This is a genomic window from Streptomyces sp. WAC04114 (assembly GCF_019733245.1).
Taxonomy (GTDB): Bacteria; Actinomycetota; Actinomycetes; order Streptomycetales; family Streptomycetaceae; genus Streptomyces; species Streptomyces massasporeus_A.
This window is the reverse complement of sequence record NZ_JAIGQA010000012.1, coordinates 63,007-79,659: the sequence shown is the minus strand read 5'-3', so window position 1 is coordinate 79,659 and position 16,653 is coordinate 63,007. Positions and strand designations below refer to the sequence as shown.

The window sequence follows — 16,653 nt, the reverse complement described above, 5'->3', positions numbered from 1 at the left end:
GCACCTCACGCCCCGCCCCAGGCGACCGCCCCGCCGCCAGCGCAGCCGCATACGCCCCGGGATGCTTGACGTTCCACCACCGCACCCCGCCCACGTGACTGTGCGCGCCGGGCCCGGCCCCCCACCAGTCGGCCCCCCGCCAGTACAGCTCGTTGTGCAGGCACCGCCCGGCCCGCGAGGTCGCCCAGTTCGACACCTCGTACCACTCGAAGCCCGCGCCCGAGAGAACCTCGTCCGCGATCAGGTACCGGTCGGCATGCACGTCGTCGTCGGTCATCGGCACCTCGCCCCGACGGATCCGCCGCGCGAGCTGCGTCCCCTCCTCGACGATCAACGCGTACGCGCTGACGTGATCCGGCCCGGCCCCCATCACCGCGTCCAGCGACGCCCGCCAGTCGTCGTCGGACTCCCCCGGCGTGCCGTAGATCAGGTCGAGGTTCACATGGTCGAACCCGGCCGCCCGGGCCTCCGCCACGCACGCCTCGGGCCGCCCCGGCGTGTGCGTACGGTCCAGCACCTTCAGCACGTGCTGCCGCGCACTCTGCATCCCGAAGGAGATCCGGTTGAAGCCCCCCTCGCGCAGGGCGGCCAGATACGCGGGGTCGACCGACTCCGGGTTCGCCTCGGTGGTGACCTCGGCGTCCTCCGCCAGCCCGAACTCGTCCCGCACGGCCTTCAGCATCCGTACGAGATCCCCGGCGTCCAGCAGCGTGGGCGTGCCCCCGCCCACGAACACCGTGCGCACGGGGCGCGGATCGTCGCCCAGTACCTTGCGCGCCAGTCGGACCTCGTCGGCCAGCGTCTCGGCGTAGTTGTCGCGGGACGCCAGCACCCCGCCGGTGCCGCGCAGCTCGGTCGCGGTGTACGTGTTGAAGTCGCAGTAGCCGCAGCGGGTCGCGCAGTACGGGACGTGCAGGTAGAACCCGAGCGGGCGGTCGGCGGCCCCGGCGAGCGCGGACGCGGGCAGCGCGCCGTCGTCGGGGACGGGCTCGCCGTCGGGGAGTGCGGAAGGCATGCCTTCCATTGTCCAGCACCGGCGCGCCCGCTCCGCCCGGAGCGGCTCTCAGTCCGCCTGGAGGACCAGCAGCGCGAGATCGTCCGCGGGCGGGCGCGCCCCGAACTCGTGCACCAGGCGCTTGATCCGCTCGGCTATGAGCTCCGCGTCCAGCCCGGCGCACCCGGCCAGGGCCGTCGCCAGCCCGTCCCCGTCGTCGAACTGGCGGGAGCCCGAGCGGCGCTCGGTCACGCCGTCGGTGACACACAGCAGCGTGTCCCCGGAGCGCAGCTCGAAGGTCTCGCTGGTGTAGGTGGCGTCCTCGACGACGCCGAGGAGGGTCTGGGGCTGCGCGGCCGTGTGGACCTCGCCGCCCGCCCCGAGCAGCAGCGGCAGCGGGTGCCCGGCGGAGGCGACGGTGCAGCGGACGCCGCCGTCGAAGGGCACGAGCTCGCCGTACAGCAGGGACAGGAAGCGCGTCTGGGGGCCGTCCCCGGGCGGGGTCGGACGCGCGCCCGCGGCCACCAGCGCCCGGGCCGCCGCGTCGGCGGCCTCCGTGGCGTCGTCGAGGAGCAGCTGGTTGAGGCGGTCGAGGACGTCGGCGACCCGATAGCCCTCGCGGGCCAGCAGCCGCAGCCAGGGGCGGGCCAGACCGATCACCACGGCCGCCTCGGGCCCCTTGCCCTGGACGTCGCCCACGGCGAAGCACCAGCGGCCGTCGCCGGCCGGGAACAGGTCGTAGAAGTCGCCGCTCGGGCCGCCCTTGTCGCACGGCTCGTAGACGAGGGCGCTGCGCATGCCGGGGATCTCGGCCACGGCGCCGGGCAGCAGGCCGCGCTGCAGGACGGCGCTGATGGTGGCCTGGCGGGCGTACTGGCGGGCGGCGCCGATGGCGAGTGCGACCCGGCGGCTGAGGTCCTCCGCGAGGCCGGTGATCTCGTCGGGGAAGCCGGCCTTCCCGGAGCGCCCGATGACGAGGGTGCCCAGCGGGCGTCCCCCGGCGACCAGCCGGTACGCCAGGGCCGAGCCGGGCTCGCTGTCGCCGAGCGCCTCGCCGGGCCAGGGGTAGTCGACGGGTCCGGACCTGCCCTGCTCCCGGTTGCGTTCGAACGGGGACGACGACCCCGTCGGGTCGAACGGCTGCGGCGGGTCCTTCTCCAGGACGCGGCGCAGCTCCTCTATGCGGTTCTCGCTGCCGTGCCAGACCCGGGCGAGGCGCGGTCCGCCCGCGCCCGCTCCGCCGCTCCAGCCGCCGCCGGTGGCCTCGTCCTCCAGCCACACCGCGCACCAGTCGGCCAGCCGGGGCACGATCAGCTGCCCGGCGAGGGCCGCGACCAGGTCCTCGTCGAGCTGCCCGGCGAGCAGGTCGGAGGCCTCGGCGAGGAAGGACAGGGCGCCGCGGCCGAGCCAGGCGCCGTCGGGCCCGTTGCGTCCGTCGCGGTTCTCGTGCCGGTCCCGCCAGTCCCGTAGGTCGTTCCAGTCGCGCAGGCCACGGTCCTCCCGTAAGGCGGGCCAGTCCCGTGCCTCTCCGCCCACCCGCGAGTCCCACGTCTCTGCTCCGTCACACAGGTCCCATGTCTCTCCTCCGTCGCGCAGGCCCCACGGGTCGCCTCCGCCACGCCAGGCCCGTAGGGCCTCCACCGCCTCGTCGCCCTGGCACGACCCGGACGCCGGGATCTCCGCCGACGTCTCGTCGCCCGGGCGCGGGTCGGGCGCCAGGATCTCCGCCACCCGCAGGCCGCGCGCCAGCGCGTGCTCCCCGGCGTACGCCTCGATCTGCTCGCCCGCCGCGCACCCCCCGGCGGGCAGCCGCGCCCAGACGGTCTTGCGGCCCGTGCGGTAGGTGATCCCCCACGCCTCGGAGAGCGCGCCGACGAGCCGCAGGCCGCGCCCGTACTCGGGGGTGTCGTGCGGCGTCTCCGGCTCGCCGCCGCGCGGGGCACGGGAGGGGTGGTGGTCGGAGACCTCGACGACGAGCGCGGCCGTGTCCGGGGTGTCGCCCTCCAGCCGGCACTCCATCTCGACGTCGGTACCGGCGTGCACGACGGCGTTGGTGACGAGTTCGCTGACGACGAGCGTGGCGTCGTCGGCGAGGCGGTCGGTGAGGTGCCCGGCGCCGGGCAGGCCGAGCCCGGTCCACTCGGTGAGCGCCGAGCGCACCAGGGCGCGTGCGGCGCCCGGCGCGGCGGAACTGCCGGACAGGGTCGCGCACGCCCGCGCACGCTCCGGTGCGGGCGCCTCGGAGGTGAGCGCCCCGGCGGACGGCGTGATCACCTCCGCGGACGGTGCGGGCTCCTCGGAAACGGGCCCCTCCTGGACGGGCACGGGCGTCTCCCAAGCGTGTGCAGGCGCCTCTGAGGCACGGGACGCGGTCTCCCGTTGCGTCGGAATGGCCCCCATGGACAGCTCCCCGGGCAGTTCGTACGAATACGCCACAGTCGATGCCGACAGAGTGACAGACTGGCCCCGCCCATAAGCGCCGAGTTACCGAAGTGGGCCGCCATGAGTGAGAACAGTGCTACTCCTGTGGTCGAAGACCGGCACGAAGACGGTCAGATTCGTGCATCCGATCTGCGGCCCCTGCTCGCAGCCATGACAGCGGCACGTGACGGTGATTTCACCAAGGTTCCGGAATCCGGCCACGGCATCGTGGCCGAACTCACCACGGTCTTCAACCAGATCATGGACCGCAGCGTCCACTTCACCTCCGAGACGCGGCGCGTCAGACGGGAGCTGGTGCGGCACGGCCGGCTCGACGAGCGGCTCTCGGCCAGCCCGGGCCAGGGGCTGTGGACGTCCCGGGTCAACGATGTGAACCAACTGCTCGACGCCCTGGTCGCCCCGGCGGCGAACGCCACCCGTGTCCTGGACGCGGTGGCCGGCGGCGATCTGACCCAGCGGGTCGATCTGCACGACGGGACGCGGCAGTTGCGAGGCGACCTGCGCCACCTGGGCCGGGCCGTCAACAAGATGGTGGACCAGCTCTCCCTGTTCACCGGCGAGGTGACGCGGGTCGCGCGCGAGGTCGGCACCGAGGGCAGGCTCGGCGGCCGGGCCAAGGTGCAGGGCCTGTCGGGCAGTTGGCGGGACGTGACGGAGGCCGTCAACACGATGGCGGCCCGGCTGACGGCCCAGGTGCGGGACATCGCCGCGGTGACGACGGCGGTGGCCCGGGGCGACCTGACCCGCACGGTGACGGTGGAGGCGACCGGCGAGCTGCTGGAGCTGAAGCTGACCGTCAACACGATGGTCGACCAGCTGTCCGCCTTCGCCGACGAGGTGACCCGAGTCGCCCGCGAGGTCGGCACCGAGGGCCAGTTGGGCGGCCGGGCGCAGGTGCGCGGCGTGTCCGGGGTGTGGAAGGACCTCACCGACAACGTCAACTTCATGGCGTCGAACCTCACCTCGCAGGTCCGCAACATCGCCCAGGTGACGACGGCCGTGGCCAACGGCGACCTGTCCCAGAAGATCACGGTCGACGCGCAGGGCGAGATCCTGGAGCTCAAGTCGACCATCAACACGATGGTGGACCAGCTGTCCGCCTTCGCCGACGAGGTGACCCGCGTGGCCCGCGAGGTCGGCACGGAAGGCAATCTCGGCGGCAGGGCTCAGGTCCGGGGCGTCTCCGGCGTCTGGAAGGACCTCACCGACAACGTCAACTTCATGGCCGACAACCTCACCTCCCAGGTGCGCAACATCGCCCTGGTCTCCACCGCCGTCGCCCAGGGCGACCTCGGCAAGAAGATCACCGTGGAGGCCAAGGGCGAGATCCTGGAGCTCAAGTCCACGATCAACACGATGGTCGACCAGCTGTCCGCCTTCGCCGACGAGGTGACCCGCGTCGCCCGCGAGGTCGGCACCGAGGGCAACCTCGGCGGACAGGCGCAGGTCAGGGGCGTCTCCGGCGTCTGGAAGGACCTCACCGACAACGTCAACTTCATGGCGCTGAACCTGACCTCGCAGGTCCGCAACATCGCCCAGGTGACGACCGCCGTGGCCAACGGCGACCTGTCGAAGAAGATCACGGTCGACGCGCGCGGCGAGATCCTGGAACTGAAGGACACCGTCAACACGATGGTGGAGCAGCTGCGCGCCTTCGCCGACGAGGTGACCCGCGTGGCCCGCGAGGTCGGCACCGACGGGCGGCTCGGCGGCCGGGCCCAGGTGCTGGGTGTCTCCGGCGTCTGGCGGGACCTGACGGACAACGTCAACTACATGGCCGACAACCTCACCTCCCAGGTGCGCAACATCGCCCAGGTCGCGACGGCCGTGGCGCAGGGCGACCTGTCCCGGAAGATCGACGTGGACGCGCGCGGCGAGATCCTGGAGCTGAAGACGACCATCAACACCATGGTCGACACGCTCTCCTCGTTCTCCTCCGAGGTCACGCGGGTCGCCCGCGAGGTCGGCTCCGAGGGGCAACTCGGCGGCCAGGCCCGGGTCGAGGGCGTCTACGGCACCTGGAAGCGCCTGACGACCAACGTCAACGAACTCGCGTCCAACCTCACCACCCAGGTCCGCGCCATCGCCGAGGTCGCCTCCGCCGTGGCCCAGGGCGACATGTCCCGCTCGATCACCGTGGAGACGCAGGGCGAGGTCGCCGAGCTGAAGGACAACATCAACCTGATGGTGGCCAACCTGCGCGAGACGACCCGTGCGAAGGACTGGCTGGAGTCCAACCTGGCCCGGCTCGCCGCCCTGATGCAGGGCCACCGGGACCTGATGGAGGTCGCCGACCTGATACTCCGCGAGCTGACCCCGCTGGTGAACGCCCAGTACGGCGCGTTCTACCTGGCCGACCCGGAGGAGGACGGCGCGACGGTTCCCACCAAGGGTCTGGCCTTCATCGCCGGCTACGGCGCCGCCCAGGACGCGACCGTCGAGACCGGCGGCCTGCCCGTGCACGGTCTGGTCGCGCAGGCGGCCCGGGAGAAGAAGCGGATCCTGGTGGAGGGCGCCCCGCCCGACTACATCAAGATCAACAGCGGTCTCGGCGAGGCGGCCCCGACCACGATCGTCATCATCCCAATCCTCTTCGAGGACAAGCTCCTCGGCGTCATCGAACTCGCCTCGTTCTCCCGCTTCTCCGATGTGCACCTGGCGTTCTTCGACCAGTTCGTCAACACCATCGGCGTCGCCATCAACACGATCATCGCCAACTCCCGCACGGAGTCCCTGCTCGGCGAGTCCCAGCGCCTGGCCATGCAGCTCCAGGAACGCTCCGACGAACTCCAGAAGCAGCAGGGCGAACTCCAGCGCTCCAACGCCGAACTGGAGGAGAAGGCCGCCCTGCTGGCCACGTCCTCCCAGTACAAGTCCGAGTTCCTGGCCAACATGTCGCACGAGCTGCGCACACCGCTGAACTCCCTGCTGATCCTGGCCCGGCTGCTCTCCGACAACCCCGACGGCCATCTCTCCGACCAGGAGGTGCAGTTCGCGACGACCATCCACCGCTCGGGCTCGGACCTCCTGCAACTGATCAACGACATCCTGGACCTGTCGAAGATCGAGGCCGGCCGGATGGACGTACGCCCCAAGCGGCTCCCCCTCATCAAGCTGCTCGACTACGTCCACGCCACGTTCCGCCCGCTCACCCTGGACCGGGGGCTGGCCTTCGAGGTGGCGGTGGGCGAGGACGTACCGCGCGAGATGTTCTCGGACGAGCAGCGCCTCCAGCAGATCCTGCGCAACCTGCTCTCGAACGCGATCAAGTTCACCGCGAACGGCAAGGTCGAGCTGCGGGTGGACCGGGTGCAGGACGCCGAGCACCGCTGGGTCCGGGACACCGACGACGTCATCGCGTTCGCCGTGTCCGACACCGGCATCGGGATCGCGCCGGAGAAGCTCCCCGTGATCTTCGAGGCGTTCCAGCAGGCCGACGGCACCACCAACCGCAAGTACGGCGGGACCGGCCTCGGCCTGTCCATCAGCCGGGAGATCGCGGGCCTGCTCGGCGGGCGGATCGTCGCCGAGAGCGAACCCGGCAAGGGTTCCACGTTCACCTTGTACGTGCCCGTCGTCAGCCCCGGGCACACGGCTCCCGCGCCCCTCCCCGAGGACCGCGCCGACCTGCCCCTGCCGCTCCAGCCGACCACCGGGCCCTTCCCGGTCGCGCACGACACGGACGACGCCTGGCCGTCCCCCACGAAGCTGGAGGCGTGGACGTCCGGCAGGCCGGGCCGGATCCTGGCCGGCCGGCGGGTGCTGATCGTCGACGACGACATCCGCAACGTCTTCGCCCTCACCCATGTCCTGGGCCGGGTCGGCATGACCGTGCTCTACGCGGAGAACGGCCGTGAGGGCATCGAGACGCTGGAGCGCAGCCCGAACGTCGAACTGGTCCTGATGGACATCATGATGCCGGAGATGGACGGCTACGAGACCATCTCCGCGATCCGCCGCACACCCCGCTGGACGGGCCTGCCGATCGTGGCGCTGACCGCCAAGGCGATGCCCGGCGACCGGGAGAAGTCCATCGCGCGCGGCGCCAACGACTACGTGCCCAAGCCGGTGGACATCGACCGCCTGCTGACGGTCGTGTGCGAACTGCTGGACCCCGAGGGCACGGAAGAAGAGGCATGAGCGGCACGGCCACCCACCCCGAACGCGCCGGAATCCTCCTGGTCGACGACATGGAGGACAATCTGACCGCCCTGGAGGCCGTGCTGGCCTCCCTCAACGAGCCGCTCTTCCGGGCCCGTTCCGGCGAGGAGGCCCTGAAGGCCCTCCTGCGCCGGCCGATCGCCCTGGTCCTGCTGGACATCCGCATGCCCGGCATGGACGGCTTCGAGACGGCGTCCCACATCAAACGCCTCGCCAGACCCGGGACGTCCCGATCATCTTCCTCACCGGGGCGGACGACGACTCGGGCTACGCCTTCCGCGGCTACGCGACCGGCGCCGCCGACTACGTGACCAAGCCGTTCGACCCCTGGGTCCTCCGGGCGAAGGTCAGCGTCTTCCTGGACCTCTACCGAAAAGGCAGGGAGGTGGAACGCCTGCGCGCGGAGGTCCAGGACCTCAAACGCCGGGTGGGACAGGTTCCTTAGGGGCGCGGGGAACTGCGCGACAAGCCACAGCTGGCCCATAGCCGCCACACGTCCCCCGCCTCCCTACGCCTCGCGAGAGCCCTCGTACATCTCCTCGATCAGGTGCTTGTACTCCCGCTCCACCACCGGCCGCTTCAGCTTCAGGCTCGGCGTGATCTCACCGTGCTCGACGTCGAGGTCGCGCGGCAGCAGCCGGAACTTCTTGATGGTCTGCCACCGCTGAAGCCCCTCGTTGAGCTGCTTCACGTAACCGTCGACCATCTCGACGGTCACCGGCGCGGCGACGATCTCCGCGTACGGCTTCCCCTCGAGCCCGTTGTCCTTGGCCCACTCGGTGATCGCGGCCTCGTCGAGCGCGATGAGCGCCGTGCAGAAGTTCCGGTCGGCCCCGTGCACCAGGATGTTGGAGACGTACGGGCAGACCGCCTTGAACTGCCCCTCGACCTCCGCCGGGGCGATGTACTTGCCGCCCGAGGTCTTGATGAGGTCCTTCTTGCGGTCGGTGATCCGCAGGTACCCGTCGGGCGACAGCTCGCCGATGTCCCCGGTGTGGAACCAGCCGTCCGGCTCCAGCACCTCGGCGGTCTTCTCGGGCAGCTTGTGGTAGCCCTCCATGATGCCCGGGCCGCGCAGCAGGATCTCCCCGTCGTCGGCGATCCGCACCTCCGTGCCGGGCAGCGGCTTGCCGACCGTGCCGGTGCGGTAGGCCTCGCCCGGGTTCACGAAGGACGCGGCCGAGGACTCGGTCAGGCCGTAGCCCTCCAGGATGTGGATGCCGGCGCCCGCGAAGAAGTAGCCGATCTCCGGCGACAGCGCGGCGGAGCCCGAGACGCACGCACGCAGGTTGCCGCCGAAGGCCTCGCGGATCTTGGCGAAGACCAGCGCGTCGGCGACCTTGTGCTTGGCGCCCAGCCCGAACGGCACGGACGCGGTGCCGGTCCGCCGGAAGTTGTCCTGCGAGACCTTGGCGTACTCGCGGGCCACCTCGGCCGCCCACTGGAAGATCTTGTACTTGGCGCCGCCGCCGGCGCGGGCCTTCGCGGCCACGCCGTTGTAGACCTTCTCGAAGATGCGCGGCACGGCCGCCATGTACGTCGGCTGCACCACCGGCAGGTTCTCGATGATCTTGTCGACGCGGCCGTCCACGGCGGTGACGTGCCCGACCTCGATCTGCCCGGAGGTCAGCACCTTGCCGAAGACGTGCGCGAGCGGCAGCCAGAGGTACTGGACGTCCTCGGCGCCGACCAGCCCGGTCGCGGCGATCGCCTTCGCCATGTACGACCAGTTGTCGTGCGGCAGGCGCACGCCCTTGGGGCGGCCCGTCGTGCCGGAGGTGTAGATGAGGGTGGCCAGCTGGTCCTTGGTGATCGCGCCGACCCGCTCCTTGATCAGCTCGGGGTCCTTCTCCAGCCGGGCCGCGCCGCGCTTCTCCAGCTCGTCCAGGGTGAGGATCCAGTCGGCGGTCTCGACACCGGCCGCGTCGATCACCACGACGTGCGTCAGCTCGGGCAGCTCGGCGCGCTTCTCCTTGGCCTTGGCCAGCTGCTCGGCGTTCTCCGCGATCAGCACCCGGCTCTCGGAGTCCGACAGGATGTACGCGGACTCGTCGGCGTTGGTCTGCGGATACACCGTGGTCGTGGCCGCGCCGGCGCACATGATGCCGAGGTCGGCGAGGATCCACTCGAGCCGGGTGCCGGCGGCGAGGGCGACGCGCTGCTCGGCCTGCACGCCCAGCTCGATGAGTCCCGCCGCGATGGCGTAGACCCGCTCGGCTGCCTGCGCCCAGCTCAGCGACTTCCACTCCTCCGGCCCCTGGCCCGCGGACGCTGGGACCGGATACCGATAGGCCTCGGCGTCCGGCGTGGCCGCGACGCGCTCCAGGAAGAGGCCCGCCACGGAGGGCGGACGGTTCTCGATCAGGGTCTGTGTGTCGCTCACGACATCCTCCGGGGCCCGCGACGATGCGGCTGGCTCAGGTGCGGCTGGGTGGCACTCACGAGATGCAGGTCACGCCCGTTGTTTAACTCGTGAGTAACTATCGAGCAGGGATCAGAGTAAAGGGCGACCGGCCGCCGCGTAAGGGTCCGCGGCCTGTCACTTCGTACAGAGAGCTACCCACATACGCACAGGAGCCCGCCGCACTTTCGCACGACGAGCCCCTGTTCAACCCGGATTGCGGTGTAACCCTCGGTAATCCGTGACTACTTCTTGCCCTTGCCCGACCCCGCGCTGTCATCGCTGGACAGGACCGCGATGAAGGCCTCCTGCGGAACCTCTACGGAACCCACCATCTTCATTCGCTTCTTGCCCTCCTTCTGCTTCTCCAGCAGCTTGCGCTTACGCGAGATGTCACCGCCGTAGCACTTGGCGAGGACGTCCTTGCGGATGGCGCGGATGGTCTCGCGGGCGATGACCCGGGAGCCGATGGCGGCCTGGATGGGCACCTCGAAGGCCTGCCGCGGGATGAGCTCGCGCAGCTTGGCGACGAGCCGCACACCGTAGGCGTAGGCGGCGTCCTTGTGGGTGATCGCCGAGAAGGCGTCGACCTTGTCGCCGTGCAGCAGGATGTCGACCTTGACCAGGCTGGAGGTCTGCTCGCCGGTGGGCTCGTAGTCGAGCGAGGCGTAGCCGCGGGTCTTGGACTTCAGCTGGTCGAAGAAGTCGAAGACGATCTCCGCGAGCGGCAGGGTGTAGCGGATCTCGACCCGGTCCTCGGAGAGGTAGTCCATGCCGAGCAGGGTGCCGCGCCGGGTCTGGCACAGCTCCATGATCGAGCCGATGAACTCGCTCGGCGCCAGGATGGTGGCCCGCACGACCGGCTCGTAGACCTCCGAGATCTTGCCCTCGGGGAACTCACTCGGATTGGTGACGGTGTGCTCGGTGCCGTCCTCCATGAGGACGCGGTAGACCACGTTCGGCGCGGTGGCGATGAGGTCGAGGCCGAACTCGCGCTCCAGCCGCTCCCGGATCACGTCCAGGTGCAGCAGGCCGAGGAAGCCGACGCGGAAGCCGAAGCCGAGTGCCGCGGACGTCTCCGGCTCGTAGACCAGCGCGGCGTCGTTGAGCTGAAGCTTGTCCAGGGCCTCACGCAGCTCCGGGTAGTCCGAGCCGTCCAGCGGGTAGAGGCCGGAGAACACCATGGGCTTGGGGTCCTTGTAGCCGCCGAGCGCCTCCTCGGCGCCCTTGTGCTGGCTGGTGACGGTGTCACCGACCTTGGACTGGCGGACGTCCTTCACCCCGGTGATGAGGTAGCCCACCTCGCCCACGCCGAGGCCGTCGGCCGGCGTCATCTCCGGCGAGTTGGTGCCGATCTCCAGCAGCTCGTGCGTGGCGCCGGTGGACATCATCCGGATGCGCTCGCGCTTGTTGAGCTGGCCGTCGATGACACGGACGTACGTCACGACACCGCGGTAGGAGTCGTAGACCGAGTCGAAGATCATCGCGCGGGCGGGCGCGTCCGCGACACCGACCGGCGGGGGGATCTCGGCGACGACCTTGTCGAGCAGCGCCTCGACGCCCAGGCCCGTCTTGGCGGACACCTTGAGCACGTCGTCGGGGTCGCACCCGACCAGGTTGGCGAGCTCCTCGGAGAACTTCTCGGGCTGCGCGGCCGGCAGGTCGATCTTGTTCAGCACGGGGATGATCTTGAGGTCGTTCTCCATCGCCAGGTAGAGGTTGGCGAGGGTCTGCGCCTCGATGCCCTGGGCGGCGTCGACCAGCAGGATGGTCCCCTCGCACGCGGCGAGCGACCGGGAGACCTCGTAGGTGAAGTCGACGTGCCCGGGGGTGTCGATCATGTTCAGGATGTGCGTGTCGTTCTTGTCGTGGGTGGGGGCCCACGGCAGACGCACCGCCTGTGACTTGATCGTGATGCCACGCTCGCGCTCGATGTCCATGCGGTCGAGGTACTGGGCGCGCATCTGCCGCTGCTCGACCACTCCGGTCAGCTGGAGCATCCGGTCGGCGAGCGTGGACTTGCCGTGGTCGATGTGCGCGATGATGCAGAAGTTGCGGATCAGAGCCGGGTCGGTACGGCTCGGCTCGGGCACGTGGCTGGGGATCGCGGGCACGCAGGGTCCTGATTCTTGAGGCGTCCGCAGTGTCTGCGGTCTCGGGTCGGATCGATACGTAGCCTCCATGGTCCCACGGGTGGGGACCACGGACGGGTTTGGGCCGCGGAAGGGGCCGCTGGTAGCCTGGGTGGCTGTGCCTCATGCCCTCTCGCAGGAGGCACGACCTCAAGAAATCACCCGGTGCGGGAATCGTGCGGTGTCCGTGCGGCCTCGTGCCAGAACCTGAGAAGGCTCATTCGTGGCGAACATCAAGTCCCAGATCAAGCGGATCAAGACCAACGAGAAGGCTCGGCTGCGCAACAAGGCCGTCAAGTCCTCCCTCAAGACCGCGATCCGCAAGGCCCGTGAGGCTGCTGCCGCGGGTGACGTCGAGAAGGCCACCGAGTACCAGCGCCTCGCCGCGCGTCACCTCGACAAGGCCGTCTCCAAGGGCGTCATCCACAAGAACCAGGCTGCCAACAAGAAGTCTGCGCTGGCTCAGAAGGTCGACGCGCTCAAGGGCTGACATCTGATGTGACGCCGGAGGGAATCGAGCGGGCCCTCTCTCATCCGCTCCCGTCCGGCACCCCCGGATCCGCGCGCGGCCTGCGTTCGCCACGCGGGCGCGGATCCCGCAGCTTGAACCGAAGGCCCCGCCTGCCGCCCTTCCCCAGGGCGGCCGGCGGGGCCTTCGGCCTGTTCAGGACCAGAACTCGTTGTTCTTGTCGATGTCCTCGACGCACTCGTCGAGGTCGGTGACCTTGTCGCCGACGATCCGGAAGACGATGCAGCCGGTGTCGTCGAGGCTCTTGCCGTTGCGCTCGGCCCTGAAGCGGGTCATGCCCACCGCGTGACCGCGGCCGTCGACAGCGATGCCGATCAGGTCGGCGCGCATCGTCCCGTTCGTCTCCGCACCGAGCCGTTCGTACATCTCGATGATCGAGTCCACCCCTTTGAAGTCGCCCGACAACGGGTGATCACCGGGCACGTGGTGGGTTGCGTCCCCCGCCATCAATCCGCGCAGGGTGTCCATGTCACCGCGCGAGAAGGCCTCGAATCCCTTACGGACCAGTGCTGCGTGCGGGTGTTCAGCCATGTCCCTCGCCACCTCTCCATCACTCGGCGACGTACGGCTGATACACCCGATTCTCCTCTTCGGCAGGAGGAGGGCGACTCGATCACGGCACAGTGGAGAGATGGACGCAGACGACACGAGCGCACCGGCCCTGGTCCGCGCGGCGACCCGGCTCCCGGCCCAGGACCTGGAGCGGGCGCGGCGCTTCTACTCGGAGAAACTCGGTCTGGACCCCGTGGACGAACGCCCCGGCGGTCTCCTCTACCGCTGCGGCGGCGCGGAGTTCGTGCTGTTCCTCTCCACGGGGGCCTCGCCCGGCACCTTCACGCAGATGGCGCTGGAGGTCGAGGACATCGAGGCGGCGGTCGCCGAGCTGAAGCGGCGCGGCGTGGCCTTCGAGGAGGTCGACGCCCCCGGCTTCCGCACCCGGGACGGGATCGCCGAGGTCGAGGGCAACTACCCGAGCAAGGGCGCCCGGGGCGAACGCGGCGCCTGGTTCCACGACAGCGAGGGGAACCTGCTGGGGATGGGGGAGCCGGTGTTCTGAGGCGGGCGGTCGCTGGAGGGCTCCGCATCGGGCGGGCCATCGCCGGGGGCGGTCCCTGGAGGGCTCCGCATCGGGCGAGCCATCGCCGGGGGCGGTCGCTGGAGGAGTCCGCATCGGGCGAGCCATCGCGAGGGGCGGTCGCTGGAGGACTCCGCATCGGGCGAGCCATCGCGAGGGGGGGTGGTCCCTGAAGCGAGCCGTACCTGACGTACCCGATGCGAGGGCAGCCCTCTGAAGCGAGCCCTGCGGCCCGGCCAGTTGTGGCGCTCCGTGGAGCGAGCCGTACGGGGACGGCCCTGGAGGAAGGTCGCCGAGGCCTGTCCCCATCGGCCCGGGTCCCGCTAGCCGCGTCCCCTGGAGCGGGCCGCCCTGGCAATGGTGACCACCGCCTTCTCCAGCGCGTACTCGGGGTCGTCGCCGCCGCCCTTCACGCCCGCGTCCGCCTCGGCCACGGCGCGCAGCGCGATCGACACCCCGTCCGGAGTCCAGCCGCGCATCTGCTGCCGCACCCGGTCGATCTTCCACGGCGGCATGCCCAGCTCCCGCGCGAGGTCGGCCGGGCGTCCCCCGCGGGCCGAGGAGAGCTTGCCGATCGCCCGGACGCCCTGTGCGAGCGCGCTCGTGATCAGCACCGGCGCGACCCCGGTCGCCAGCGACCAGCGCAGCGCCTCCAGGGCCTCCGCCGCCCGCCCTTCGACCGCCCGGTCGGCGACGGTGAAGCTCGACGCCTCGGCCCGCCCGGTGTAGTACCGCCCGACGACCGCCTCGTCGATCGTCCCCTCGACGTCCGCGACCAGCTGCGACACCGCCGAGGCCAGCTCCCGCAGATCGCTGCCGATCGCGTCGACGAGCGTCTGGCACGCCTCCGGCGTGGCGGATCTGCCCGTCGCCCTGAACTCGCCCCGCACGAACGCCAGCCGGTCCGCAGGCTTCGTCATCTTCGGGCAGGCCACCTCACGCGCCCCGGCCTTGCGCGCGGCGTCGAGCAGCCCCTTGCCCTTGGCCCCGCCGGCATGCAGCAGCACCAGCGTGATCTCCTCGGCCGGGGCCCCGAGGTACGCCTTCACGTCCTTGATCGTGTCGGCCGACAGATCCTGCGCGTTGCGTACGACCACGACCTTGCGCTCCGCGAAGAGCGACGGGCTCGTCAGCTCGGCGAGCGTGCCGGGCTGCAACTGGTCCGGGGTGAGGTCCCGTACGTCCGTGTCGGCGTCGGCGGCCTTCGCGGCGGCCACCACCTCCTGCACGGCACGGTCGAGGAGCAGGTCTTCCTGGCCCACGGCGAGCGTCACCGGGGCGAGGGGGTCGTCATTCGCAGTCTTCCTGGCCATCGCGCCAAGCATCCCACGCGCCACTGACAACGGTTCCCGACGGACCGGGCCACGGACCGGGCCATGGCCCTACGGACCGGGCCACGGCGTCACGGACCAGGCCGGGCGCGCAGACCAGGCCGTGCGCGCACGCGGAACCGGGGAGCCGCTACGGCTCCTCCCGCCAGCCCTCCCACTCGTGGGCCAGCCCGTCCAGCTCCGCGGGATCCAGCCGCTCGTCCTCGTCCCGCAGGACGACCAGCCACTGGGCGTCCTCGGCGTCGTCCTCGCCGGCCAGCGCGTCCCGCACCAGCTGCGGCTCCTCGACGACCCCGAACCGCTCCCGCAGCGCCTCCACCACCTCTTCCGCGGCGTCACGGTCGGGCAGCACCAGCACATGTCGCACATCACTCACGCCGGACATTGTCCGACACCGCCCCGCGGCCCGGCCGCTCAGCCCTTGCGAACGACCTGCACATCGAGGTCGACCCTGATGCTCGGCCCCACCACCGCGATACCGCGCGCCGGCATGGTCTGCCGGCTCACGGTGAAGTCGTCCCGGTGCAGCTCGGTCGTGGCCCGGCAGGCCGCCCGCACCTCGCCCTCCATGCCGTTGCCCGGCCCCGGGTACTCCGTGTCCGGCGTGACCGTCCGCGCCACGCCGTGCAGCGACAGCGCCCCGGTGACGGCCCACCGGTTCCCGCCCTTGTGCACGAACACCTATGGCCCCCGCGAACGACTTGAACCGCCCGTGGATCCGGGCCAGTAGCCCCGTGTGGGCGGAATGGACCTCTACGCGGGATTTCGCAGCGCCGGCACCTTGTCGAGCTCGATCCCGAACCGCTCCCGGTACACCGCGAGGATCTCCTCGTCCGCCTCCAGCTCCCGCTCCTCCCGCGTCCCGTCGGCCGCCGTCACCGTGAGTTTGCGCCCGCTGAGCGTGATCCGCCCTCCTTCCTCCGTCACCCGCGAACAGACCAGCGACCGCGTGAAATGCGACACCGACGACGTGCTGTGCCACCACGCCCCGGCCACGAAGTCACCGAGCACCCGCGGCCGCGTCTCCAGGCGGTACTGCGCTCTGCCGTCCCGGAAGACGTCCAGGTCCGCCGCCTCCACCGTGCCGTGCCCGCCGCGCACCCCGGCCGCGTCCGGCCCCGCCTCGACGATCCGGAACGTGCCCCCGGGGTCCTTCTGCTCACCCCGGTCCCCGAACGCCAGCGGAAGGTGGCTGTGCGCCCCGAACCCGACATCGGCCAGCCAGTCGCCCCCGTCCACCGTCCGTACCCGCAGAGCGAGATGGTCGTACGGGATCCCGAGCCGCCCCTCCTCCCCGTACACCCGCGCCGCCAGCAACGCCACGTCGTATCCCAGCGCCGCGAGCAACGCCCCGAAGGAGCCGTTGAGTTCGTAGCAGAACCCTCCCCTCCGCGCGCCCACCACCTTGTCCAGCAGGCGCTTCTCCTCCAGCACGATCTCCTCGCCCAGATGGATCGAGAGATTCTCGAACGGCACGGTCCGCAGGTGACGCAGGTGCAGTTCGCGCAGCGCGTCGACGGTGGGCCACGCCGGGGGCTCGGCTCCCAGTCGGCGGAGATAGGCATCAACCTGTGCTGAGTTCATGCCC

11 protein-coding genes and 2 pseudogenes are annotated in these 16,653 nt (G+C 70.7%); 4 read left to right on the top strand and 9 right to left on the bottom strand.

Annotated elements, in window-relative coordinates:
- Both hemW and K4G64_RS06220 read right to left on the bottom strand, forming a co-directional pair.
- Nucleotides 1-1,015 (bottom strand): radical SAM family heme chaperone HemW (gene hemW, locus K4G64_RS06225; RefSeq protein ID WP_221755004.1); only part of this gene is annotated, 1,015 nt, incomplete at its 3' end.
- A gap of 48 nt (nucleotides 1,016-1,063) precedes the next feature.
- A complete protein-coding gene (locus K4G64_RS06220; RefSeq protein ID WP_308122255.1) occupies nucleotides 1,064-3,319 on the bottom strand; it encodes a SpoIIE family protein phosphatase in 2,256 nt (751 codons plus the stop codon).
- A gap of 177 nt (nucleotides 3,320-3,496) precedes the next feature.
- Here K4G64_RS06220 and K4G64_RS06215 point away from each other — a divergent pair, with 177 nt between their 5' ends.
- Together K4G64_RS06215 and K4G64_RS06210 are read left to right on the top strand one after the other, a co-directional pair.
- Entirely contained in the window at nucleotides 3,497-7,576 is a 4,080-nt protein-coding gene (locus K4G64_RS06215) for a HAMP domain-containing protein (protein ID WP_221755002.1), read from the top strand.
- A pseudogene (locus tag K4G64_RS06210) lies at nucleotides 7,573-8,009 on the top strand (two-component system response regulator); the annotation flags it as partial. The gene K4G64_RS06215 and the pseudogene K4G64_RS06210, both read left to right, overlap by 4 nt.
- A 96-nt stretch (nucleotides 8,010-8,105) precedes the next feature.
- Here K4G64_RS06210 and K4G64_RS06205 read toward each other — a convergent pair.
- Nucleotides 8,106-9,980, bottom strand: coding sequence for a long-chain fatty acid--CoA ligase (locus K4G64_RS06205; RefSeq protein WP_221755001.1), 1,875 nt, complete (start codon nucleotides 9,978-9,980; stop codon nucleotides 8,106-8,108).
- A gap of 263 nt (nucleotides 9,981-10,243) precedes the next feature.
- Nucleotides 10,244-12,112: a translation elongation factor 4 gene (gene lepA / locus K4G64_RS06200; RefSeq protein ID WP_221755000.1), complete on the bottom strand. Its 1,869-nt coding sequence runs from the start codon at nucleotides 12,110-12,112 to the stop codon at nucleotides 10,244-10,246.
- 241 nt (nucleotides 12,113-12,353) lie between these two features.
- Here lepA and rpsT point away from each other — a divergent pair, with 241 nt between their 5' ends.
- On the top strand, nucleotides 12,354-12,620 hold the full coding sequence (gene rpsT / locus K4G64_RS06195) for a 30S ribosomal protein S20 (protein ID WP_031103817.1): 267 nt from the start codon (nucleotides 12,354-12,356) through the stop codon (nucleotides 12,618-12,620).
- Between the two features lie 174 nt (nucleotides 12,621-12,794).
- Here the strand turns inward: rpsT and K4G64_RS06190 are convergent, their stop codons facing one another.
- Nucleotides 12,795-13,190 carry a nuclear transport factor 2 family protein gene (locus tag K4G64_RS06190; RefSeq protein WP_221754999.1) on the bottom strand — a complete coding sequence of 132 codons (396 nt, stop codon included), beginning with the start codon at nucleotides 13,188-13,190 and terminating at the stop codon, nucleotides 12,795-12,797.
- A gap of 100 nt (nucleotides 13,191-13,290) precedes the next feature.
- Between K4G64_RS06190 and K4G64_RS06185 the strand changes: the two genes are divergently transcribed.
- Nucleotides 13,291-13,716, top strand: coding sequence for a VOC family protein (locus K4G64_RS06185; RefSeq protein WP_221754998.1), 426 nt, complete (start codon nucleotides 13,291-13,293; stop codon nucleotides 13,714-13,716).
- Nucleotides 13,717-14,057: 341 nt separating this feature from the next.
- On the opposite strand, the gene holA is transcribed toward K4G64_RS06185, so the two are convergent.
- The 4 genes and pseudogenes from holA to K4G64_RS06165 all read right to left on the bottom strand — a co-directional run bounded on the left by holA (nucleotide 14,058) and on the right by K4G64_RS06165 (nucleotide 16,649).
- Nucleotides 14,058-15,047: a DNA polymerase III subunit delta gene (gene holA / locus K4G64_RS06180; protein WP_190898619.1), complete on the bottom strand. Its 990-nt coding sequence runs from the start codon at nucleotides 15,045-15,047 to the stop codon at nucleotides 14,058-14,060.
- A 148-nt stretch (nucleotides 15,048-15,195) separates the two neighbouring features.
- A complete protein-coding gene (locus K4G64_RS06175) occupies nucleotides 15,196-15,441 on the bottom strand; it encodes a hypothetical protein (RefSeq protein WP_037818960.1) in 246 nt (81 codons plus the stop codon).
- Between the two features lie 38 nt (nucleotides 15,442-15,479).
- Nucleotides 15,480-15,743, bottom strand: a pseudogene (locus K4G64_RS06170) (YceI family protein); the annotation flags it as partial.
- A gap of 75 nt (nucleotides 15,744-15,818) precedes the next feature.
- Nucleotides 15,819-16,649, bottom strand: coding sequence for an arylamine N-acetyltransferase (locus tag K4G64_RS06165; protein WP_221754997.1), 831 nt, complete (start codon nucleotides 16,647-16,649; stop codon nucleotides 15,819-15,821).
- Nucleotides 16,650-16,653: the final 4 nt, after the last annotated feature.

What these genes read in the sequence shown, in the direction of transcription:
- K4G64_RS06185 (WP_221754998.1), top strand. Translation starts at nt 13,291, where the DNA reads ATGGACGCAGACGACACGAGCGCACCGGCCCTGGTCCGCGCGGCGACC.
- K4G64_RS06190 (WP_221754999.1), bottom strand. Translation starts at nt 13,190, where the DNA reads ATGGCTGAACACCCGCACGCAGCACTGGTCCGTAAGGGATTCGAGGCC.
- K4G64_RS06215 (WP_221755002.1), top strand. Translation starts at nt 3,497, where the DNA reads ATGAGTGAGAACAGTGCTACTCCTGTGGTCGAAGACCGGCACGAAGAC.
- holA (WP_190898619.1), bottom strand. Translation starts at nt 15,047, where the DNA reads ATGGCCAGGAAGACTGCGAATGACGACCCCCTCGCCCCGGTGACGCTC.
- K4G64_RS06165 (WP_221754997.1), bottom strand. Translation starts at nt 16,649, where the DNA reads ATGAACTCAGCACAGGTTGATGCCTATCTCCGCCGACTGGGAGCCGAG.